Below are 22,809 nucleotides of genomic sequence, written 5' to 3'. Positions count from 1 at the left end.
TTTACTTTTTATTTCATTCATATTAAAGAAGTGGGATACTTTCGTTTTTTGGATTGACAGTACAAAGATGCTATCTGAAGGGCTTGAGGATCAGGCTAGGACTAGGGGTTATGAATGTTAGATGTTAGGTAGCGCGGCTTACTTTCAAACAGAGAGATACGGTACTAAGAAGGTGTTCAAGTACCATATGTTGCTTTCAAACAGAGAGATATGGTACTAAAAGGTGTTCAAGTACCCTATAGTGTTTTCAAACAGTGAGATATGGTGCTAAGGAAGTGTTCAACTACCATATAGTGCTTTTGAACAGTGAGGTATAGTACTAAGGAAGTGTTCATGTACCATAGAGTGCTTAACAAAAAGGGCGGTAAGTCAGTGTTAGAACGTGAAGTAGTCTATCCGTTTCACTTAATCTTCAGTTAGAGGAAAACAACGTCTTAAAGAAATCCATTTGTTCTTCATGGGCAATATTTTAAATAATACAATCTCGACCAAAAAAGGATCAACTCCTTAAGCCTTAAGCCAAAGAGTTGATCCTTTTAGTGTATATTATTATTCTGCTGTTACGCCTTCTGTCCATTCAGCAACTTTGTCTTGATTTTCTTCAACCCAAGTTGCAGCTGCGTCTTCCGGATCTGTTCCTTCTTGAATGTCTAACATAATAGCTTCCATATCTGCTGTTGTCCATTCAAATTGGTCCAACACTTGGTAAGCTTCAGGCATATCTTCTTCTAAGCCGTCACGAGCCATTGTGTTGATTGTTTCAGCTTCACCAAATGTACCTTGTGGATCTTCCAAGTATTTCAAGTCATAACTTTGGAATTTCCAGTGAGGAGACCAACCAGTAACAACAATGTCTTCTTCATTTTCATATGCTTGACCTAACGTAGTTGTCATAGCACCAGAAGAAGAAGTTTGAACTGTCCAACCTTCTAAGTTGTCGTAGTCTTCAACAGCTTGTTGAGCAGCGGCTACAACACCAGCACCAGGTTCGATTCCTGTAATTGTCATATCAGCTTCATCTGTTAAATCAGCAATAGAATCAACATCCATATAGGATGGAACAACTAAACCAATAGCCGCGCCTTCTAAGTTAGGGCCTAAATCAACCATTTGGTCACCGTACTCTTCAAATTGTGCACCATGAGTTCCTGGTAACCAAGCTGCTACCATTGCGTCAGCTTCTCCGCTGGCCACTGATTCCCACATAATAGCATTGTCTAATTGAGTTAATTCAACGTCATACCCTAAGTCTTCTAATACTTTACCAATAACATTTGTTGAAGCAATTTCAGTATCCCATGCAACATAAGATAATTCGATTTCTTCACCTTTACCAACAGTATCTTCTTGAGCTGTTTCATCACCTGAAGAACAAGCTGCTAATAGTAACGTTGTTCCTAATGTAGCTGTCAATCCTAGACGTTTCCAATTCATTTTTTTCAAATTAAAACTCTCCTTTTTGTACTTTTTATCCGCTATGCGGGTTGTTCGTTTGAATAATAGGGTAGTGCTTTTAGTTTGCTCTTTTAAACGCGTTGCACAAGGCAGACTCTCTAAGATTTCACTTTCTCTTTTATTTGGGAAAAGCACCCAATTAAAAGAGAAAGATGAACTCTACGAGAGTCTAAGCGCCTTGTTCCACGCTCTGTTTTATTTAGTTAACTTTTGTGTCAATCGGTCAATGATGATGGCGAGGATTACTAAGGCTAGTCCGGATACGAATCCTGATCCTACTTGGGCTCTTTGTAGAGAAGAAAGGACTTCAGAACCTAATCCTGGGGCACCGATCATTGAAGCTATAACCACCATAGATAGAGCTAACATAACGGTTTGATTAATACCTGCCATGATAGTTGATTTAGCTAGCGGCAATTCTACTTTAAATAATTTTTGTGAACCCGTGCTACCAAATGAATCCGCAGCTTCCACTAATTCTTCCGAAACTTGGCGAATACCTAAATTTGTAAAACGTACGGTAGGTGGAAGAGCGAAGATAACAGAAGCGAAAACCCCTGGTACCATACCAATCCCAAAGAAAGCTACAGCCGGAATCAAATACACAAAAGCCGGCATAGTTTGCATAAAGTCTAAAATAGGGGTAACGATCGTGCTGGCCCATTTGCTTTTAGCCATTAAGATTCCCAGTGGTACACCGATAATAACGGATATCAGACTAGAAATAATGACCAAAGTAATAGTGTTCATCAAGTCTTCCCATAGTCCTTGGTTTTGAACATACAGTAAACCGACGATTGAAAAAGCAGCCAATCCAAATTTCTTGCCAGCTGCAAAGAAACAAATAGCGGCAATCACAATAATAAATAGAAGTGGGGGAACAAGTAGTAATAAATCTGTTAAACCCTCCATAATGACTTCACTGAAAGACTGTATGAAATTAAATACTGGTTTTAAAACGGCTGTCAGCCAATCCATAAACATCTCAACATGTTCTGCAACCGGTAATTCTGGGATGTTATCTAATATACTGTTTTCCATCTTATAAAGACACCTCACTATCTTTTGCTAATGCAGCAATGACTTGACTACGAACAATGATTCCTAACAATTTACCGTCTTCTACAACAGCAACTGGAGTCGAAGCGTCATGAATAACTTCAAATATATCACTGATCAGTGTAGTGCGTTCTACAGTAGGAACATCGGTTCTTAAGACTTTATCCAATGTTTTTTCTTGTCTTTTAACAGCAACCGCAGCACCTTCGTCTGTAACGTATCCGTGTAATTTACGACTGTCGTCGATCACCAATATGTTGGAGATCCCTTCTTGTTCCATACGACGTAATGCAACGTTTGGTCCGTCTTGTCCGAGTTTTAATACAGTCGGGCGAGCCATGATATTTTCAGCAGTCAATACTCGAGCGCGATCGACATCTTCAACAAATTTTTCTACATAATCATTTGCTGGACTGGTAAGAATATCTTCTCCAGTGCCGATTTGAACAATTTCTCCATCTTTCATTAAGGCGATACGATCACCAATACGTAAAGCTTCATTCAAATCATGCGTAATAAAAATAATGGTTTTGTTCATTTTATCTTGCATTTCAACCAATTCATCTTGCATTTCCCGACGAATCAAAGGATCTAATGCTGAAAAGGCCTCATCCATTAACAAGATTTCAGGATCGTTAGCTAAAGCACGCGCTAACCCAACACGTTGTTGCATTCCTCCTGAAAGCTGACTAGGAAGCTGATCTTTATAGGCAAGTAGTCCAGCATTGTCTAATGCTTTTTCTGCACGTTGACGACGTTCAGCTTTATCCATACCTTGGATTTCCAATCCGTATTCCGTATTTTCTAATATCGTACGTTGTGGGAATAGTCCGAAGTTTTGGAAAACCATACTCATTTCTTTTCTTCTGACGTTACGTAAATCATCTTTTCCCATTTGTGAAATATTGTTTCCATCAATAAAGACATCACCTTTAGAAGGTTCAATCAGACGGTTCAGCAAACGAACGAGTGTCGATTTTCCACTTCCGGAAAGACCCATGATCACAAATATTTCTCCTTGTTCAACAGAAAAACTAGCATTATTTACACCAAGAGTGGCACCAGTTTCTTTAAGAATTTCAGCTTTTGTTTTACCTTGGCTGGCTAACTTTAAAGCTTGTTCTTCTTTTTTTCCAAAAACTTTTGATAAATTTTCAACAGTTACTTTAGGCAAAAAGGTTCAACTCCTTTGTTTATTTTAAAAACTAATGGAATCAGTTTGACGTGAAAAGCGTGCAAAAGATCGATTCCATCGTCTTTTTAAACAGTTTTTGTTTTTTTCCCGCGTCTTGAACACAATAATAACCGTAACATACATGAAACTTGTATGTAAAATAACACAAGGACGTAAATCAGAATGTTATCGTTTACTAAATGCGATATGACAGAACTCTAAGAATTTAGTGAGAAAATATGGAAGGAGCTGAATTTTCGTGCACTAAAAATTAGTCATTGCTAAACTAAAGAGAGCGAACTTGGAAAAAGACATAGTACGAAAATGCTGTATTTTATGATAAAAAGATAAAAAAAGAAAGAAAAACTCATTGACAAGCAAACGCTTTCATGTTATATTCTATGTGTAAAGAGGGACATGCCAGAAACATTAGATAAGAAAAGAAAGAGCATGCCGCTCTTTAGAAGAACCTTTTTATAAGGTTCTTAGGTTAACGGTTTAAGTAGAGCTGTTGACCCAAAGTATCTTAGTTGATGTACTTCGTAGATTTATAATATTATTGAAGACATCAAACTAGGATCTACTATCATAGCAGCACGGAGTATCTCACAGCTAGATTTTTAGAAACACTATTCAAAGAACACTCTTCTAAGAATAAAGATTCAAAGAACCAAGATGTAAAAAGTTTAGTTCAGAAAATCTTTAGTGACATCTATCTAGTTGTAGTAAGACCATTTATGAGAAGTGGCATCGAAAATAAAAATGTGAGTACACGTGTTGCACATATGAGAGGAAGGAGCCTAACAGAGGTTCCTTCCTTTTTTAATCCATCCACTTATTTTTAAAATGAACCTGTCTATTTCCAGCTACCTGTCCTCAATGAGTATCGAAACCGCCTATATCAATAGAAGAAAGTTGTTTTGCAGAAAGGAGTTCCATGTGATGAAAATAATACTGTTATTCCTACTGTTTTCTCTCCCCTTACTCGTATCATGCGAATCCTCAACAGATGAAGAAATGACCTCAAGCAGTCAAGTTGAATCTTCAAACGAATCTGCTGAAAAAACCTCAGAATCTCAAATACAATCAGATGCTGTCTCTGAAGAGTTTGAACCTGCAACCTATGAAATAAGAGAGGCCTATGTAAATCTAACTTTTGAACAACCGCTCTTTTTTACTGCAGCAAGTGACCAATCGAATACTGTTTTTGTGGTTGAGCGAACTGGTAAAATTTATGCGTTTGAAAACTTACCGGATGCGGCTGAAAAAGAACTTTTTATCGATCTAAGCAATAAGATCAGTTTAGCGGGAAATGAAATGGGACTATTGGGGTTGGCATTTCATCCAGAATTTAGTGAAAATGGGTATTTTTATGTGAATTACACAAATGCACAAGGAACCAAGTTGTCTCGTTTTGAAGCTGACCCATTGACTTACGAAACAGCGCTGGACAGTGAAATGACTCTGATGGAATTTCCACAACCTTATACAAATCATAATGGGGGACATATTGCTTTTGGACCAGATGGCTACTTGTATGTTGGAACCGGAGATGGAGGGGGAAGCGGAGATCCTCAAGACAATGCACAATCACTAGATGAAATTTATGGCAAATTGCTGCGGATTGATGTAGATAATTCAACAAACGGATTGCCTTACGGGATTCCTGAAGATAATCCATTTGCTGGAAACGATCAAGGTTATCGAGAAGAAATTTTTGCTTATGGACTGCGTAACCCTTGGAAGTTTAGTTTTGATGCACAACGGGAATGGATCTGGTTGGCAGATGTCGGGCAGAATGCTATGGAAGAAATCAATCTAATAGAAACAGGCAAAAATTATGGTTGGCGTTTGATGGAAGGCACAATGGAATATGCACCTGAAGATTCAATGGAAGAACTTGATCTGGAGGAACCTATTTGGGAATACGATCATTCTGAAGGGCAATCTATTACAGGAGGATATGTTTATAATGGTGAAGACAATAGCAGCCTAAAAGGTACGTATATATACGGAGATTTTGTGTCCGGAAAACTATGGGCACTTTGGATGACGGATAAGGAATCTGTAGACAATGCGGAGATCGCTGATACAGACCTGATGATTTCTTCATTTGGCTTAGATGAAAAGGGAGAATTGATTATTGTAGACTTCAACGGCAAACTGTATCGCCTTCAAGAAACGAATTAATTTGTGCTGTTATATAGTCTGTTGTGATGTATATGGATGCAAAAATAAAGTATAATAAAGGTGAAAAAAGATGAACCAATAATGAGCTGTAGGAGGAATGTCCATGATAAAAAAGCTATCCTTCCTTTTGTCGTCTGTTTATTCCACACCCGCATGCTAAGGCTTGAATGAGAAAGAATAGGTGATAGAGATGATAAAAAAAATTCAACTAGTGAAAGTAATTGCAGCACTAGTTGCCTCCTTGCTGGTGATGTTTTCTTTAGCAGTGCCGGTCTTTGCAGCACCCTCTCAAGCTGTTTATCGAGTAAATACTACCACTAAAGTCGTTTCTTTCACATTTGATGACGGAAGTGATGGCGGACATATCAACGAAATCTTGGCTATTTTAGTTAAAAACAATATTAAAGCAACTTTCTTCCTTACTGGAGCCGCCACTCAACAACACCCTCATTTGATTCGCAATATTGTCAATCAAGGCCACGAGATTGGAAACCATTCCTTCAACCATCCTGATTTTACTAAAATTTCAACCACTCAAGTGAAAGACCAATTGAATAGAACCGAGACCATGGTCAAAAATGCTACCGGGAAAACAACTAAGCCGCTCTTTAGACCGCCGTTTGGTGCGTCCAGTACTACCGTTTTGAATACGGTAGGAGAAATGGGATATACCAAAACGATCATGTGGACAATTGATACGGTTGATTGGCGAGGAGACTCTGCCGCAACGATGACTAATAAAGTGATTAATAACATCGTACCAGGTGCTATTGTGTTGATGCATGCAGGACAAGATACGTTTACTCCTGAAGCTTTACCCGGAATGATCAGTAAATTAAAAGCTTTGGGATATAAATTTGTGACTGTTTCTCAACTATTAACGTATCAAAGTTCTTCTACAAGTGGGAGAACACATATTGTTAAAGCAGGAGAAACATTGTACAGCATTGCGTTACGTTATGGAGTGACCGTTCAACAACTGGCAACAACCAATCGCTTGGCTAATCCGAATTTGATTCGAGTCGGGCAAGTATTGACGATTCCAGGATCTGGCGGGACAACACCTCCTCCTACTAGTCTAAGACATACTGTTCGAGCTGGAGACACACTTTATGCGATTGCACTAAGATATGGTGTAACGGTACAACAAATCGTTGCAGCAAATAAAATCACCAACCCAAGTTTGATTCGAGTCGGCCAAATATTGACGATTCCAACACGCTCTCAAACCACACCACCGCCTACGACCCCTGTCAAATATACAGTTAAAGCTGGAGATACGTTATATCGAATCGCACAAAGATACAACACGACAGCCTTAGAGATCGCGAAAGCCAATAATATGGCTAATCTCAATCTGATTCGAATCGGACAGGTATTGACAATCCCAAATTAAGCGTATCGAAATAAAAGAAAAATCCAAGAATGAGATTCTTGGATTTTTCTTTTATTTTTCGTGTACTATTTTAAAGAAAAACAGTACACTTAAAGAGATAAAAAGCGATTACAACATTTCTGTAAGAATGAAAGGAATAAATTAAATGACGTTGATTTTGGTGATTGTGTATGTGTCCTTTATCAGTTTAGGACTGCCAGATTCATTGCTGGGCTCTGCTTGGCCAGCTATGTATCAGGGGTTAGGGGTTTCGATTTCTTCAGTCAGCTGGATTTCGGTTATTACGACTGTAGGAACAGTGGTGTCCAGCTTACTAAGTGGGAGAATGTTGAAACGATTCGGTACAGGAAAAGTGACACTGGTCAGTATCTTCCTTACAGCGGTTGCTTTACTCGGTTTTGCTTTTTTACCTGCGTTTTGGTGGTTATGTGTCTTAGCGATTCCCTTAGGATTGGGAGCAGGATCGGTGGATGCGGCATTAAACAACTTTGTGGCATTATAGTTCAAAGCCAGCCATATGAGTTGGTTACATAGTTTTTGGGGATTGGGAGCAACGCTCGGGCCACTGATTTTGTCTTTTTTCATTGCGCGCGGCAGTTGGGAAAACGGATATTTAACGATTGGTATTCTACAGCTGGCCTTAGTAGTGATTATAGCTACTGCATTACCTAGATGGAAGAAAATAGAGCAAGCTGACACTCGGATGGCTGCAGAAGACGAAGAGAAACAGCAATCTAAAAAAAGTGTTATCCAACAATCGAGTGTTAAATTATCGGTATTGTCTTTCTTTTTGTACAGCGCCATAGAAACGACTACTGGATTATGGAGCAGTACTTATCTCGTAGAATACAAAGGCTTACCACCTGAACTGGCAGCTCGGTGGACGTCGCTGTTTTTCTTAGGCATAACGGTAGGAAGACTGGTTTCCGGCTTTTTAACCTATACGATCAACAATAAAAACTTGATTCGTATCGGACAAGTGATTTGTGCGGCTGGTAGTGTGGTATTGATTTTGCCGTTGCCTGACTTCTTTTCAATGATTGGACTGTTGTTGGTCGGTTTAGGATGTGCGCCTATGTATCCCAGCATGATGCATGATACGCCAAATCGATTTGGCAGAAGTGCATCTCAGTCAGTCATGGGGCTGCAAGTGGCATTTGCCTATATTGGGAGTTCTATTATGCCGATTGTTTTCAGCGGATTAGTTTCAATGAATACCATTGCGCTTTTTCCCTATTATATTTTATTCAGTATCATTCTCATGACGTGGAGTTCAGAAAAAATGAACCATTATTTATTCACCAAAACCAATGATCTTTTGGGCAAATGAAGGATAAAAGAATGAAGAACGATGCATAATTAATTAAGCAGGCAGCTTTCTCTGATCAGGGAAAAGCTGCCTCTTTATTTTAATGATCAACAATTGACAAAGACAGGACTGTGTATATAGAAGGTGTATAAACCGTTTTCTTCGTAAATATGCCGCTAAGAATTTATAATAAATACAAAGCTACACTAAAACGGAGGTGGGAGAATGTTAAAGGACTTTTCATTTAAAGAAACTGCTAATCTGTATACCAATTTTAAACGCAAAGAATTAGGGGAGCGGTTAGCAAGAGCACAACGCCTAGTGAAAAATTTGGACATTCCTGTGCTGATCATTGTTGACGGCTGGGAGTCTTCTGGAAAGGGATATGTCATCAAAGACTTAGTCCGTGAATTAAATCCGAAATCTTATAAAGTGAGTGTTTTTGAAACACCAACAGAAGAAGAAAATGCGCGACCATTTTTGTGGCGTTTTTGGGAAAAAATCCCTAAAAAAGGGGATGTTGCTATTTTTGACCGCAGTTTTTATTTCAAATTATTAACGGATTTGTCGATCAATAAAGAGGAATTGGAGCAAGGAATTCAAGACATTAGTCTCATTGAAAAAGAACTGTTGGATGATAAAGCGATCATCTTGAAGTTCTTCTTGCATCAAAAAGAAAAGACGCAACAAAAAAGGATCGATGAATTGAAAAAAGATCCTTATAGAGAATTTATGATCAGTGAGCGGGATGAAGAACAGTATCAGCATTATAAAGATTATTTGGAACACTTTGAACAGGTTCTGGAAAAATCTGATTTTCCTTTCAGTCGTTGGCATATCATTTCTACGGAAGATAAAAAAGCAGCTTCTGAACAAGTATTAGGCATGTCAATAGATTTAATTCATCAAGGAATCGACCGTATCATGGGGATGAAAAATGGAGGCGTTCAGCATTTTCGGGAATACTCTGAGGTAGAAAGACCGTTAGAAAAAGTCGATTTGACTCTTAGTTTATCAGATCAGGAATACGACGAACGAAAAGATGCCCTTCAACTAGAAGCGCAACAACTGGCTTTCCAGCTCTATACTAGAAGAATACCGACTATTCTTGTTTTTGAAGGAGTGGACGCGGCTGGAAAAGGCGGTGCTATTGAACGACTGACTCGAGAAATGGACCCTCGAGGCTATGAAGTGATCACTACATCTGCGCCCAATAAGTTAGAAGAACAATACCATTATCTATGGAGATTTTATCAGAATTTTCCTAAAAGAGGAGATATCAAGATCTTTGACCGCAGCTGGTATGGTCGTGTAATGGTCGAAAGAGTGGAGGGATTTGCATCGGTTGAAGAATGGGACCGGGCATACGAAGAAATCAATCAAATGGAAGCTCAGTTGACTAATTTTGGTACGCTTGTCGTCAAGTTCTTTCTGTACATTGATAAAGAGGAACAATTACAACGCTTCAAAGATCGTGAAAACGAGCCAGATAAAGTGTACAAACTAACCGATGAAGACTGGCGAAATCGTAAAAAATGGGATGAATACATTGATTCAATGAATGAAATGCTGGTACGTACGAGTACATCAACAGCACCATGGACAATCGTAGCAGGAAAAGATAAAAAATACGCTCGTATCCAAGTGCTCGAAACGTTTATTAATCAAGCAAAAAAGATTATTGCTGAACATCAAGAATCGAATTAGGAGGAACTAAAGTGTCTAAAAACACCTATTTAGAATATCCAGAAAAATTGTATGACAAACTGATTGCCTTACGAGAAGAGGTTGTTGAAGAAGGCAATAAATTATATGACAAATGGCAACCGTTTTTAAAAAAAGAGCATAAGGAGTTAAGTGCTCGTAATTTGGCTTATTATCTAGTACTGCGGAATCATGACATCCGTAAAATCCAAGAAGGTTTAACACCGTGGGGACTATCCTCACTTGGAAGACTGGAATCCAGAGTGTTGGACAATCTAAATGCTGTTATTTTGAGCTTAGGAAAGATATTGGAAAAGGATATAGGCTCGGAACAACTGGAATATCCGTCTATCGAGTCCTACATTTCTGGAAATGAAGAATTGGAAAAGAATACAGCCACGATATTTGGAAAGAAACCAAAAGAACGATTTACCCGTATCATGGTGACACTACCCAGCGAAGCGGCAAAAGACAGCTCTCTGATAGAGAAATTAATGAAAGCAGGAATGAATGTAGGCCGCATCAATTGTGCCCATGATGACCTTAAAACATGGTCAGCCATGATTAAAACGATCCGCAAATGTGAGAAGAAATTGGGGCAAGAGTGTCAGGTACTGATGGATATTGCCGGGCCTAAAGCTCGAGTTAGCTGGACTTTTACTACATTAAAGAAACCAAAAGTAAAAGTGGGGCATAAGTTTTTATTAACGGGTGCTGAAATACCAGAAAAAGTAAATGGTATTGATTTGGTATTAGGCTGCAGTGTACCTGAAATTTTAGATGATTTAAAAAAGGGCGACCCTATAAAAATAGATGATGGAATTGTAGAAGGGATAGTGAAAGAAGTCATTGATGAGGGAGTCATGATCGAGGTCAAGAAAGTGGACTCTAAAAAAGGGGTTCGTTTAAAAGCAGAGAAAGGACTGAATTTTCCAGAATCGGAATTAAAAATGGAATTCCTTACTGACAAAGATAAACAAGATTTGGATTTTGTCTGCAAACATGCAGACATTATAGGTTTTTCATTTGTAAAAAATGCAGAAGATGTGCAGCACATTCAGGAAGAATTGCAAAAACGAATGACGGAGGAAAAGGCTCTTTCTGTTCCTTTGATGGCTAAAATAGAGACCGTTGAAGGTGTGCTGAAGTTGCCTGAAATCATAGTAGCAGCAGCCGGACAAAATCCTTTTTCCGTCATGATCGCTCGTGGGGACTTGGCAGTTGAAGCTGGTTTCTTGAGATTAGCTGAATTGCAGCAAGAGATTCTCTGGATTTGTGAAGCGGCAGACGTGCCGGTAGTATGGGGAACGCAAGTATTGGAAAATATGGTTGCCAGCGGAATCCCCACTAGAGCAGAAGTGACGGATGCAGCCCAAGGTAGTCGTTCAGAATGTGTGATGTTGAATAAAGGAGAATATTTAGTAGAAAGCGTAGACTTCTTAGCCGAAATCATTAAACAAATGCACGAGCACGAATACAAAAAGACCCCTAAATTAAGAGCATTGAGCATTGCAAAACGCGAAGTTGAAAAAGATAACTAAACCAAAAGAGGCAATCGAGGTGGACTCAATGGCAATAGTTGGAATGGAATTAATGTTTCGGATCGATGATTCATTTTCTCTAAAAGATAAACGAAGCGTAGTCAAAAGCATGATTCATAAAATGCATGGCAAATTCAATATCAGTATAGCGGAGATTGACAAGCAGGATATGCTGAATCAGGGTGTTATTGGCATAAGTGTAGTTGGAAATGAATATCAACAATGCCATACAGTTTTAGACAGAGTGCTGGACGAAATCGAAAAAACATATGCAATAGAAGTGTATAAAATTGAACGATTTGAAGCGTGAATGAGAGATCTGCGCAACTTTTTTAAGAAAAGAGCAAAGGAACAGCGTGTAGTTCATGCGTAGCTGATTGGCTGGTTTGAGTTCGAGATTCTATTGGACTTATGCCAGCCAATTTTAGTTTTAGTCATGTTTATGAATGCTTCTGGAGAGAAAAGGGCACGCATTCGAATAGAAAACGTGGATTATTAGTCAACTGAGTATTATATGACTGCTCACTTGATTAATAAAGTACGTTTACTCTTCAAGCCGCAACCAATTAAACTATCACTTGACTAATAAAGTAGATTTATTCCTCAAGTGAACATAAGATAAAGCCCTACTTGAGGAATAAACATAACATAACCGTCATGCTGGCTATCCTAAGCACATGTTTCTCTCCATTTAATCACCGTATCAAAAAAAGAGCTGGATTCAGGATAGGAATTCCTATCCTGAATCCAGCTCTTTAAAATGAAGATTATTTACCCATTTCCCCTTTTAGACGAGCTAGCTCGTCTTCAACTGCAGCAGATCCTTGAGAAGAGTATTTTTCTTCCAATGATTTTGCTGGATCTTCGGGTTCTTGGTTTAATTCAGACATGGCATTGGCTTCATCCAATCTACGAGATGCTTTTTCTTCCATCCGTTGGAAAGCACTCATAGCACCTTCTGTTTTTCCAATAGAGTCACTGACATTATTAAGTTTTTCTTGTGTATCTGCCACAGACATTTGTGCTTTGATCATTGAACGGCGGCCTCTAAGTTTTTCAATATCCGAAGCCAATTTGTCATGCATTTGACGCATCTTTGAGGCATTTTCATGTGCGGAAGCGTATGATTTCGCCAACCCAGTCCCGATATCTTCCAATTCTTGTTTTTTAGCTAGGAAAACACGAGCATCATCATCATTACCAGCTTCAACAGCTTTTTTGGCAAAGTTTGTATATTTCATAACTTCTGCTTCATTCTCATCTACTAAGCGTTTTGATTTGGTTTCTTCAGCCATAACACCAGCGGTATTTTGTTTCACTTCTGCTAAGTCTTCCATCATGTCGCGCAGGTACTGGTCAATCATTTTTTCCGGATCTTCCATTTTGTCGATGATTGCGTTGATATTTGCACTAATGATATCTTGGAACCGATTTAAAATTGCCATGTTGCATTCCTCCTAAAAGTGGGTTTATTTTTTATTGTCGTTCTCATATTTTTTTGCCAAATCTTCTGCTGCAGAATCACCAAAAGTATCTAGAGGTTTACTCAACATTTCTTCTGTACGTTTAGCTTCTAAGTTCTTTTGTTGTTGTTTTCGTTTCCACCAAGTGTAAAGCAAGAAAATCAATATTACGATACCTAAAATGATAAAGACGGTGATCCATGGAGAGCGGGTTACTTCCATCATTCTATCTGCTGCATCACGAAACGAGTTACTGAAAAATTCTTCTTCAGTTAGACTCTCATCGTAATAATTCCTATCCAGATAGTCCAACAAAATGTCTCCGGCTTCAGTATCGATCACACTTTTTGCCTGCGTTCCAGTCACATAGTAATCCATGTAATTGCCGTAGTCAGCTTCACTTCTTTGGAAGAATACCAATAATAAATGAGCTTCATCGGTAAATAATTCATCATATAAATTTCGCGAGAATTCCTCTAGTTCAGCGCTGGTAGGTGATGTAGAACCGTTTATGTTATCTGCGATATAGACATGCGGCTGAACTCCAGTTTCATTATAGAAATGGCGTAGTCCGTCTGTCATAACGGTTTGATTACCAATCCAACCTGCTTGATCAGTGTAGTAATCAGTTTCATTTACAGAACCTTCAGGTAGTGCTTCTCGTTCTATAGTGGAACGGGTGATATCACTGCTGCCGCTGGTACCGATTGAACTGGAACCAAAGAAATACAGAATAGCTCCGATAACCAGTAAAACGATAATTAAGGTGCTGCAACCAGAGCTGCCGCAACCTCCTCCGCCGCCACCAGTACCATAATAACGTCCACTGCGGGGTCTTGAGCCATAGAAGGGACGAGTTGGAATAAAGATTGGTCTTGAAGGGCGGTTGTAACCACCTCTGTTTCTCGAAGAACCTCCAAAGCCCCCAAAACCGCCACTGCTTCCTCTGCCACTCCCGAAGCCGCCTCCGCTTCGGCCGGCTCCACCACGACTGCCCCCGAAAGATCCTCCTCCTCCGCGACTACCGCCGCCTCTACTGCCGCCACCTCTACCCATATGTGTGTCACTCCCTTAATGCAACCTAATGCTAGTATCCTAAATCTAGCACAGTGTGTTAAACGCTGTCAATTTATATGATATTGCGAAGTAACGGAAAACTCTATACCCAGTAATAATATAAGCAGTATTCACGAATATAAAAATGTACAACGTAACTTTCGCGCTATCAAACAAAAAGCAGTATAATGTAAGCAAATAACAGAGCGCCCTAAAATAGCGACTTTTTTGAAAAGCAGCAGTGCTTACTTAGGTAACTCAGGATAATGAAGAAGAGAGGTGAAAACAGATGGAAGTAAAAGCCAGTCAGCTATTTGTTAATTTACCAGTGGAAGATCTAAAAGCGTCAAAAACATTTTTCGCGCAACTAGGTTTTGGGTTTGATGAGCGTTTTTCGGATGAGAATGCAGCTTGTTTAGTTTTGGGACCTAATATGTATGTTATGTTATTGATGGAAGAATTCTTCAGCAGTTTCACCCATAAAGGCATAACAGATACCACTAAAGAAAACGAAAATATCCTAGCCATTAATCTTTCTTCTAAAGAAGAAGTAGACGAAGTATTCAATAAAGCTCTTGAAGCAGGAGGAAAAGACAAATCAAATCCTGGAGAAGAAGAAATGATGTATTTTAAACGCATCAGTGATTTAGATGGTCATTTGTGGGAAATTAGTTTTATGGATTTCAATCAATTCGATAATACAGAATATACAACCTATGGATAACTAAATAGGACAATGTGAGGAGGGGGAGACTGTTGTTGAGCCCTCTTTTTTGACGCTTATTTTACGAAAAGGCGAATTTGTTGTAAAATGAGAGTATTATGTATAGAAAGTCGGGGTTAGTATGGAATCTGCAATAGATTTATGGGTCATTAAGGGAATGCCTAAGGAAACTTTAACAGATCACTTAATGAGTTACAAAAAAGATAATTTGTTCCAATTAGCTGTACAGCATCAAGTAGAGGTAAGAAAAAGTTATACTAAGGCAAAAATCACCGAGTTATTGATTCCAGTAATCAAAGAACATTTTTCAACTGAATGGAGCCACTTTTCTTCAACCGAAAAAGAAGCGTTTCTGCAACTGCAGAATGCTGAAGAAGCAGAGTTTAGACAACTGCAAAAATGGATTGAAAAAGGTTATTTATTTGTATATGTAGACAGTGAACAAATAAAAATGAAAATGCCGAACGAGTGGACTGAACAAATAAGCCAAGACTCAACTGTATCAACTAGCAATGAGACAGGTAATTTTGGTTCTTTTTATCGTAACGCCGCAACTTTTAAGCAAATATTCGGCTACATAAATGTCCATTACTTAGTAACGGTTTGGAATCGGTATTATGAAACAAAATTAGAAATAGAAGAAGCTGGCAAAATGCTGAAAGAGAAGAATATCTTATCTTAATGAAAAAATCATTTGAAAAAGCATTATTTTTCTAAAAAAGGTTGCTATTACAGCAAATAATAAGATAGACTAATGAAAGATATAAAAAGGTCAGGAGTAATATTCATGAATGGTAAAGAAACAACAGCCAGCACTTCAACTAATGGGCTGGTAACATTGCTGCAATCAAACACAAAAGACGTGATGATGAATATTGCAGACAAGCACACTATAAAAGTTTACAAAAGTCATACAAAAACTAAAATGGCTGAAAGTATGAAAGAAAAGATGCTGGAAAACCTTCCTCATCTATTAAGCTCTATGGATAACAACAGTCAAGGAACGCTTAGAAAGGTTCTTTCGTTTAAAGAAAATGAAACGATTTTTGATGTCCTAGATGCTAAACCCTTAGCTGCCTTAGCTGAGTATGGATACTTATATGTGGAAGAAGAAGATGGTGAATTTCAACCTTTCTTAGCAGATGAAGTAAAAGAAATAATCGAGAGCTTAGAGGATAACGAAGAATATACAGTAAAAGCTGCTAAATACCAAGAGTTTTCAATGTATGTGACGGCATTGCTCCATTTATACGGCATGTACACAGTAGAACAATTTGTGAAGGTGTGGAATGAGCACCATAGTGAAGCCATCACTGAAGAAAATGCCAGTGAGTCTATTACTCACTTAGCGGATTGGGATATTCATTTCATCTTCAATGAGAATCTTATCACTTCGGTATTATTTGATGCAGAGGGGATTGAACAAGAAAGTCTGAAACGTATCCTTCACATAGCTTACTTCATGCCGACTATAGAAGATATTCAGTATTATGAAGACCATTGGATAAATGCGGATTTATTGCAATACTTGAACATGAAAAACTTCCTTGCTCGTAAGGAGTTTGGTGAAGATACGAAGAATATCGCTTTGTATACGATTGTTGAAGGAGCTGTTATTGGCAAATCTGGAGAAAAACTGTACCAAGATTTGACTAAGCGTGGATTCTCATTCGACAGCAAAGAAGAAGTTATGGAATTTGTGGAATTGTTTAAAGAGCTGAGAGAACATTCAAGAACTTGGCACAATCACGGTTTTACGATTCAAGAATTAGCCTCAAGCAAAATGGTTCAATCTGCTAATTTAAAACCGGTGAAACAACCTGTAACGGTGCACAAAGTTGGACGTAATGATCCATGTCCATGCGGCAGCGGTAAAAAATACAAAAAGTGTCATGGAAAATAAACAAATAGAATAGAGTTACCGAAAGGGACTGTTTCAAAATCGAGCATCCATACTCGATTTTGAAACAGTCCCTTTCTATTTTTAACACTATCCATTAAAATGAAATCAACAGATACATCCATAAAGATAAGGTGGGATGAAGATTGTGGCAAAACTTAAAACAAAAGAAACAGATCATAATGTGGATGCATTCGTAGATTCTATTGAAAATGAACAGCAGAGACAAGAAACAAAAGAATTGATCTGGATATTTAGAGAAGCGACTGGTTTTGATGCTAAGCTGTGGGGAGAAAGCATCATTGGTTTCGGTAGTTACCATTATAAATATCCTTCTGGACATGAAGGTGACAGTGCTCTAGCAAGTTTTGCTCCCCGAAAAGGAAAGTTTTCGCTTTATTTGTGGTTGAATGAAGAGAGAAAAGTTGTACTATTGAATGAGTTGGGCAAGTACACTAAAGGAAAAGGTTGCGTGTATGTCAAACGTCTATCAGATATCCACATAGATGCTTTAACGCGTTTGATCAATGAGTCTGTAGACTATTTGCAGAAAGAGCATGGCATGAACTAAAAGAAATGCGAAAGAAACGGTTGGTGGTAAACCAATCTTTGAAGGAGAAGAGAATGACAAGATTGATGATAGATTCCGACTGCGATCAAAATGAAATGATGCAAGCCAATTATGACTATGAAGTGGTGCCTTTGAGCATCACGATTGCAGAAAAATCGTATTTAGATGGTGAAGAGATCGCATTAGATACAGTCTATGATTATATGCGACAAGGAATAGTTCCCAAGACCTCGCAAATTTCAGCTGAGTCTATGATGAAAGCATTGGATAAATACGTTGCAGAAAAAGAAGATGTGATTTATTTAGCTCTATCATCGGAACTTTCAGGAACGTATAACTTAGGGTATCAAATCATGCAAAGTTATAAAGAAAAATACCCAGATTTAAAGTTTACTGCTGTAGATTCTAAAGGTGGAGCTGGTGGTAGTGCTTTGATTGCACTGCAACTGTTGCAAATGATTGAAAAAGGCTGTGCTTATGAAGAAATCGTAGACTTTGCCATATGGAGTGCGGATCATATGGAATACCACTTTACAGTGTCCAATTTAGAATGGTTGGTTAAGGGTGGACGTTTACCAAAAGTAGCAGGCCAAGTTGGAACAGCATTAAATATCAGACCTTACTTGAAGTTAGAAGAGGGCAGGATAAAAATTCAAAAATTGATTCGCGGAGAAAAAAGAGTGTTTAAACGCATTCTTAAAGATGTCCAAAATGGGGTGGGAGAGTTTACGCAGCAAACAATTGGAATTAGTCATGCAGATGATGAGGAAATCGCAAAAATAATTGGTGAAAAAATTAAAGAGATCATTCCAGAAGCCAACATAGAACTGTTCAAAATAGGAGCAGTACTCGGGCCACACATAGGGATCGGCGGAGTAGGCGTTTTCTACTATAATGAAAAATCAGAGCGCTAATCAAGGCGTTTAGCTGCCTTGATTAGCGCGTTTAAACCAGAGCGTGGAGCAAAATGTTAAGACTTACGAGAGAGTAAATTTTGGTCTGCGCAACGCATCTAAGCAGACTGGAGATAACCTCTACAGATTGTAAGATTACGAGTTATAGGCGATTTAGTTAACATTTGCTCACAAAAAAAGAGCCATTAGGAGTTGAAAACCTAATGACTCTTTTTTTGTGAGCATTTTGCAATTTAGAAACGGTCTTTTTTAAACTGATTTCTAAAGAAGTAAGCCGTAATCCCAAAAGCCAATAATTCAGCGGTCGGTACTGCAAAATAGACTCCATATAAACCAAAGAGATGAGAGAATAAAAGAATTAATGGAATGAGCACAATAATTTGCCGCATCAAATTCAAGAAACTAGCTAGACGAACCTCACCAATAGCTTGGAAATAATTGGCCCAGACAATTTGAATCCCAACTAAAGGAAATGCCAGTACCCAGATACGAATAGCAGGTACTCCTAGTTCAATGACTGCTGGTTCTTGATTAAACATCATCACTACAAATTCTGGGAAGATCTGAATCGCTAAAAAACCAAGGGTGGTAATGGCTCCACCAATAATAGATCCCATTTTCAATACTTCTTTGACACGGTCACCTTTCCTAGCTCCATAATTGTAGCTTGTGATCGGCTGCATCCCTTGTATCAATCCGGAAACAAACATGATAATCAAAGTAACAGCACTGGTAATAATACCGGCCACAGAAACGGCTACATCTCCACCATAATTTACTAAGGTATTATTTAGAACAATGTTTAATACGCTATTAGCGATTTGGAGCATAAAAGCGGGGATCCCTATAGAAAGAATAGAGATGATGTAGAATTTTTTTAAAGCCATGTTTTTGATCTTTAATTTAACATTGCTTCTAGCACTCAAAAAGTAAAACAACTGCCAAATCATAGAAAGAAACTGACCACCAATTGTGGCATAAGCAGCTCCCGCCATGCCCCAACCCAGTTGGACGATAAAGATATAGTCAAAAATAATATTGAAACCTGCCCCGATGAGCATACTAATCATAGAAACTCTAGGACTACCATCTGCCCGAGCAAAGTTATTCAGTGTCATAGCAATAGCTTGGAAGATAGCTCCATATAAAATAATACTTAAATATTCCTCTGCGTACGGTAGTACATCAGCACTAGCCCCCAAGAAAACCAAAATCGGCTCAATAAATATATTTCCGAAGATCATAAATAGAGCCCCTAAAAGAATAGCCAAGGTCAGTGCATTTCCTAAATAATGCTGCGCTTTATCGGTTTCTTTTTTACCTAAGCTAATGGAGAAAATAGTAGCTCCACCAACAGCAACCATTAACGCAAAGGCTAATAACACCAATGTTACCGGATAGGTAATCGACACAGCTGCTAAACCTAGCGAACCTAGACCAGGGGCGTTTCCAATAAATATTCTGTCTACAATATTGTAAATCCCGTTTACCATCATTCCAATAATAGCCGGAATAGCAAATTCCATTAACAATTTCGGAATTTTTTCTGTACCTAAACGGTTTTCTTCGTTCATTTAATGACCTCTTTTTCTAAAAAATAATAATACTATAAAAGTATCAATACACAGGAGCGTTGTCAATACAGAAAATGAATAGTTGAAAAAGAAAAGCATAAAGCATATTATTTTAATCTTTTGCAAAGATAGTCTATACTCAAATGTGTACAAAATATTACAAAAAATAAAGGAGAGAGATGAAATGGATAATATATCGAATACTATCAGTTCAGGTTTCAACTCATTCGTTAACTTTCTGCCCACTCTATTAGGTGCGATTGCCCTATTTCTAATTGCTTGGCTGATCGCAGTATTATTAAGAAAAGGGATCCAAAAAGGCCTGCGTAAAATAGGCTTTAACAGACGTTTAGTGAAATGGGGGGTAGTACAAACCGAAGAACAAGCTAACACAACCATTGATTCAATTGGAAATGTTGTCTACTATCTTGTATGGTTATTATTCTTACCAGCAATCCTTGGTATGTTAGGTTTAACTGCGGTAGCTCAACCAATCTCTAACATGTTTGACACAGCATTGAACTTTATCCCGACGTTAATCGGTGCGGCGTTTATACTAGTTTTAGGGTACTTTGTAGCAAAATTTGTCAAGAACCTGGTTTACAACTTAGCTTTATCGCTTAACTTAGATAAATGGATGTCTAAATTAAGTGGTTCAGGAGAAACACCTGATTCAGCTCCATCACAATCGCAAAAAGGGACAATTGCTAAAGTTTTAGCTAACTTAGTTTTCGTAGTCATTTTAATTCCAATTGCTACTGCGGCTCTTGAAATTTTAGGAATTGAAAGTATTTCTAGACCAGTAGTGGGCGTATTGAACTCAATCTTAGCAGCCATTCCAAATGTTTTAGTAGCTGTTATTCTTTTAGGACTTGGGATCTTTATCGCTAAATTTGTAGGACAATTACTTGCTGATTTATTACGTGGAACAGGTATCAACAGCTTAACGAAATACTTGAATACAAACGGTAAAATGAATATTGACTTAGCTAAATTAGCTGGCCAAATCGTTTCTGTAGTGATTGGAATTTTCTTCTTAGTTGAAGCATTGAATGTATTAAACTTAGAAGTTCTAAACACTATTGGAGCAGCGATCATTTCTTACTTGCCACTAGTTATTAGTGCATTAGTTATTTTAGGCCTTGGTATCGTGGGAGGAACATTATTAGGAAACTTCATTTCTAGTTCTACGAAGAGCGAATTCTTTGGAGAAGCTGTGAAGTACATCTTGATTATCTTCTCAATCTTTATGGCATTAGATCAATTGCAATTTGCAACAAGCATTGTTAATACAGCCTTTATCTTCATTATGGGTGGTATTGCTGTAGCCTTCGCTATTGCCTTTGGTATTGGTGGACGTGACGTTGCCAAACGTACACTTGAAAAAGCTAATCAAAAAGCAGAAAAAGAAGCTGATAAGACAACTGACTCATCTTCAAATTCAGATTCAACTATCTAAGAATACAACAATATAAGTTGCATAAAAACTGACTCTTTTTACTGAGTCAGTTTTTACTGCGTTTAAAGGAATAGCTGATTTTAAAAGCAAGTGCGTACACGATTTTTCAGTCATGTATTTTTAATCTATGGTACAATAATAAGTGTTTATTTTTTAAGTAACAATTAAATAGGAAAGGAAGTGGATTTTATTTGAACCCATTAACAGAAAAACTTAAGGAGGTTCTAGTCTCTGTATTCCCAATCGTTGCAATAGTTTTAGTATTAAATTTCACTATTGTTCCTTTAGAAACAACTGTCGTGTTGCGATTCTTATTAGGAGCAACATTCATTATTATTGGATTAGCTGTTTTTTTATTAGGGACCGATATTGGTATAACACCTATTGGTAATTACCTGGGAAAAGGAGTTACAAAAAGCAATAAAGTTTGGGTAGTTGTGATTGCTGGATTATTTCTAGGATTTTTTATTTCAATTGCTGAACCTGATTTGCACATCTTAGCTAATCAGATCAATACTGTCACTGGAGGGCTGGTTCCAAGTTCTACTATCTTGGTGTCGGTTTCCATAGGAATAGCGGTCATGATGACCGTTGGAATATTGCGTATTGTGTTCAGTATTCCTTTATTTAAAATCTTAACAGGTGTTTATCTCTTCATTTTTATCCTCTCACTTTTTACTTCTAGTGAATTTTTAGCGATTTCCTTTGATGCTTCAGGTGCCACAACAGGGGCTCTTACAGTACCTTTTATGTTGTCTTTGTCATCTGGTATTTCTTCTATGAAAAAAAATGGAAAAGCTTCAGAAAAAGACAGTTTTGGATTAGTGGCTATTTCTTCTTCTGGTGCGATTATGGCAGTGATGTTTTTAAATATCATTACTGGCCAAAATGAATTAACTGGTGAATTACCTGTTGATTTAAATCCATCTGGAACCGTGTGGGAACCATTCTTGCATGAAATACCTATCATTTCTCAAGAAATTTTTATTGCTTTGGTACCAATTGTGGTAACTTTCTTAGGATACAACTTTTTGTCTTTAAAATTGCACAAACGTCCTTTGGCAAGAGTATTGAAAGGAATTGTTTATGTATTTCTAGGATTGATTATTTTCTTAGTTGGTGTGAATGCTGGATTCATGAACGTTGGGAGTTTAATTGGATACAATCTTGCTGGTATGGATGCATCTGTTTATTGTCAAGCGAAAGTTAAAATGTCCTAAAACCAAGGCTCACATTAATGCAAGCTTTTACTTCGCAAAAGCTTGCATTAATGTGACCGAATTTGTTAAAATTAGTCTTAAGCTGTTTGTTCAGCTTCGT

Annotated in this window: 16 protein-coding genes and 3 pseudogenes; 13 read left to right on the top strand and 6 right to left on the bottom strand. The window is 38.0% G+C overall.

Annotation, left to right across the window (positions count from 1 at the left end; translation table 11 throughout):
• Positions 1-549: 549 nt before the first annotated feature.
• The 3 genes and pseudogenes from ACEN36_RS05725 to ACEN36_RS05715 form a co-directional block, all read right to left on the bottom strand.
• Positions 550-1,434: a glycine betaine ABC transporter substrate-binding protein gene (locus tag ACEN36_RS05725; RefSeq protein WP_407126171.1), complete on the bottom strand. Its 885-nt coding sequence runs from the start codon at positions 1,432-1,434 to the stop codon at positions 550-552.
• Positions 1,435-1,653: 219 nt separating this feature from the next.
• A pseudogene (locus ACEN36_RS05720) lies at positions 1,654-2,496 on the bottom strand (ABC transporter permease); the annotation flags it as partial.
• A gap of 1 nt (position 2,497) precedes the next feature.
• Positions 2,498-3,688: a glycine betaine/L-proline ABC transporter ATP-binding protein gene (locus tag ACEN36_RS05715; protein WP_407096448.1), complete on the bottom strand. Its 1,191-nt coding sequence runs from the start codon at positions 3,686-3,688 to the stop codon at positions 2,498-2,500.
• A gap of 942 nt (positions 3,689-4,630) precedes the next feature.
• Between ACEN36_RS05715 and ACEN36_RS05710 the strand changes: the two genes are divergently transcribed.
• The 6 genes and pseudogenes from ACEN36_RS05710 (at position 4,631) to ACEN36_RS05685 (ending at position 12,138) form a co-directional block, all read left to right on the top strand.
• Positions 4,631-5,878 carry a PQQ-dependent sugar dehydrogenase gene (locus ACEN36_RS05710; protein WP_407126147.1) on the top strand — a complete coding sequence of 416 codons (1,248 nt, stop codon included), beginning with the start codon at positions 4,631-4,633 and terminating at the stop codon, positions 5,876-5,878.
• Positions 5,879-6,068: 190 nt separating this feature from the next.
• Positions 6,069-7,274, top strand: a complete 1,206-nt coding sequence (locus tag ACEN36_RS05705; RefSeq protein ID WP_407126146.1) for a LysM peptidoglycan-binding domain-containing protein — start codon at positions 6,069-6,071, stop codon at positions 7,272-7,274.
• A gap of 145 nt (positions 7,275-7,419) precedes the next feature.
• Positions 7,420-8,604 (top strand): annotated as a pseudogene (locus ACEN36_RS05700) (MFS transporter).
• Positions 8,605-8,808: 204 nt separating this feature from the next.
• Positions 8,809-10,290, top strand: coding sequence for a phosphate:AMP phosphotransferase (locus tag ACEN36_RS05695; protein WP_407096444.1), 1,482 nt, complete (start codon positions 8,809-8,811; stop codon positions 10,288-10,290).
• An 11-nt stretch (positions 10,291-10,301) separates the two neighbouring features.
• The gene (locus ACEN36_RS05690) at positions 10,302-11,828 is read left to right on the top strand and encodes a pyruvate kinase (protein ID WP_407126145.1); all 1,527 of its coding nucleotides are present in this window, start codon (positions 10,302-10,304) and stop codon (positions 11,826-11,828) included.
• A gap of 28 nt (positions 11,829-11,856) precedes the next feature.
• Complete coding sequence (locus ACEN36_RS05685; protein ID WP_407096442.1) at positions 11,857-12,138, top strand: DUF503 domain-containing protein; 282 nt, start codon at positions 11,857-11,859, stop codon at positions 12,136-12,138.
• A 457-nt stretch (positions 12,139-12,595) separates the two neighbouring features.
• Here the strand turns inward: ACEN36_RS05685 and ACEN36_RS05680 are convergent, their stop codons facing one another.
• Both ACEN36_RS05680 and ACEN36_RS05675 read right to left on the bottom strand, forming a co-directional pair.
• Positions 12,596-13,273: a PspA/IM30 family protein gene (locus ACEN36_RS05680; RefSeq protein WP_407096441.1), complete on the bottom strand. Its 678-nt coding sequence runs from the start codon at positions 13,271-13,273 to the stop codon at positions 12,596-12,598.
• Between the two features lie 24 nt (positions 13,274-13,297).
• Positions 13,298-14,347, bottom strand: coding sequence for a hypothetical protein (locus ACEN36_RS05675; RefSeq protein ID WP_407126144.1), 1,050 nt, complete (start codon positions 14,345-14,347; stop codon positions 13,298-13,300).
• 289 nt (positions 14,348-14,636) lie between these two features.
• On the opposite strand from ACEN36_RS05675, the gene ACEN36_RS05670 reads away from it, so the two are divergent.
• The 5 genes and pseudogenes from ACEN36_RS05670 (at position 14,637) to ACEN36_RS05650 (ending at position 18,456) form a co-directional block, all read left to right on the top strand.
• Positions 14,637-15,071, top strand: a complete 435-nt coding sequence (locus tag ACEN36_RS05670) for a VOC family protein (protein WP_407126143.1) — start codon at positions 14,637-14,639, stop codon at positions 15,069-15,071.
• 121 nt (positions 15,072-15,192) lie between these two features.
• Positions 15,193-15,753 carry a hypothetical protein gene (locus ACEN36_RS05665; protein WP_407126142.1) on the top strand — a complete coding sequence of 187 codons (561 nt, stop codon included), beginning with the start codon at positions 15,193-15,195 and terminating at the stop codon, positions 15,751-15,753.
• A 1,125-nt stretch (positions 15,754-16,878) separates the two neighbouring features.
• A pseudogene (locus ACEN36_RS05660) lies at positions 16,879-16,974 on the top strand (SEC-C metal-binding domain-containing protein); the annotation flags it as partial.
• Between the two features lie 145 nt (positions 16,975-17,119).
• Complete coding sequence (locus ACEN36_RS05655; protein WP_407096437.1) at positions 17,120-17,542, top strand: DUF1801 domain-containing protein; 423 nt, start codon at positions 17,120-17,122, stop codon at positions 17,540-17,542.
• A gap of 53 nt (positions 17,543-17,595) precedes the next feature.
• Positions 17,596-18,456 (top strand): DegV family protein, encoded by an 861-nt coding sequence (locus ACEN36_RS05650; RefSeq protein WP_407096436.1) that lies wholly within the window; start codon positions 17,596-17,598, stop codon positions 18,454-18,456.
• Positions 18,457-18,689: 233 nt separating this feature from the next.
• Here ACEN36_RS05650 and ACEN36_RS05645 read toward each other — a convergent pair whose 3' ends face one another.
• A complete protein-coding gene (locus ACEN36_RS05645; protein WP_407096435.1) occupies positions 18,690-20,030 on the bottom strand; it encodes an MATE family efflux transporter in 1,341 nt (446 codons plus the stop codon).
• Positions 20,031-20,214: 184 nt separating this feature from the next.
• Here ACEN36_RS05645 and ACEN36_RS05640 point away from each other — a divergent pair, with 184 nt between their 5' ends.
• Entirely contained in the window at positions 20,215-21,489 is a 1,275-nt protein-coding gene (locus ACEN36_RS05640; protein WP_407126141.1) for a mechanosensitive ion channel, read from the top strand.
• A gap of 191 nt (positions 21,490-21,680) precedes the next feature.
• Positions 21,681-22,709, top strand: coding sequence for a DUF1538 domain-containing protein (locus ACEN36_RS05635; RefSeq protein WP_407126140.1), 1,029 nt, complete (start codon positions 21,681-21,683; stop codon positions 22,707-22,709).
• Positions 22,710-22,809 lie beyond the last annotated feature (100 nt).

Origin of the sequence: Desemzia sp. FAM 23989 (assembly GCF_045528345.1) — a bacterium.
Classification (GTDB): domain Bacteria; phylum Bacillota; class Bacilli; order Lactobacillales; family Carnobacteriaceae; genus Desemzia.
This window is presented reverse-complemented; position numbering and strand designations above follow the sequence as displayed.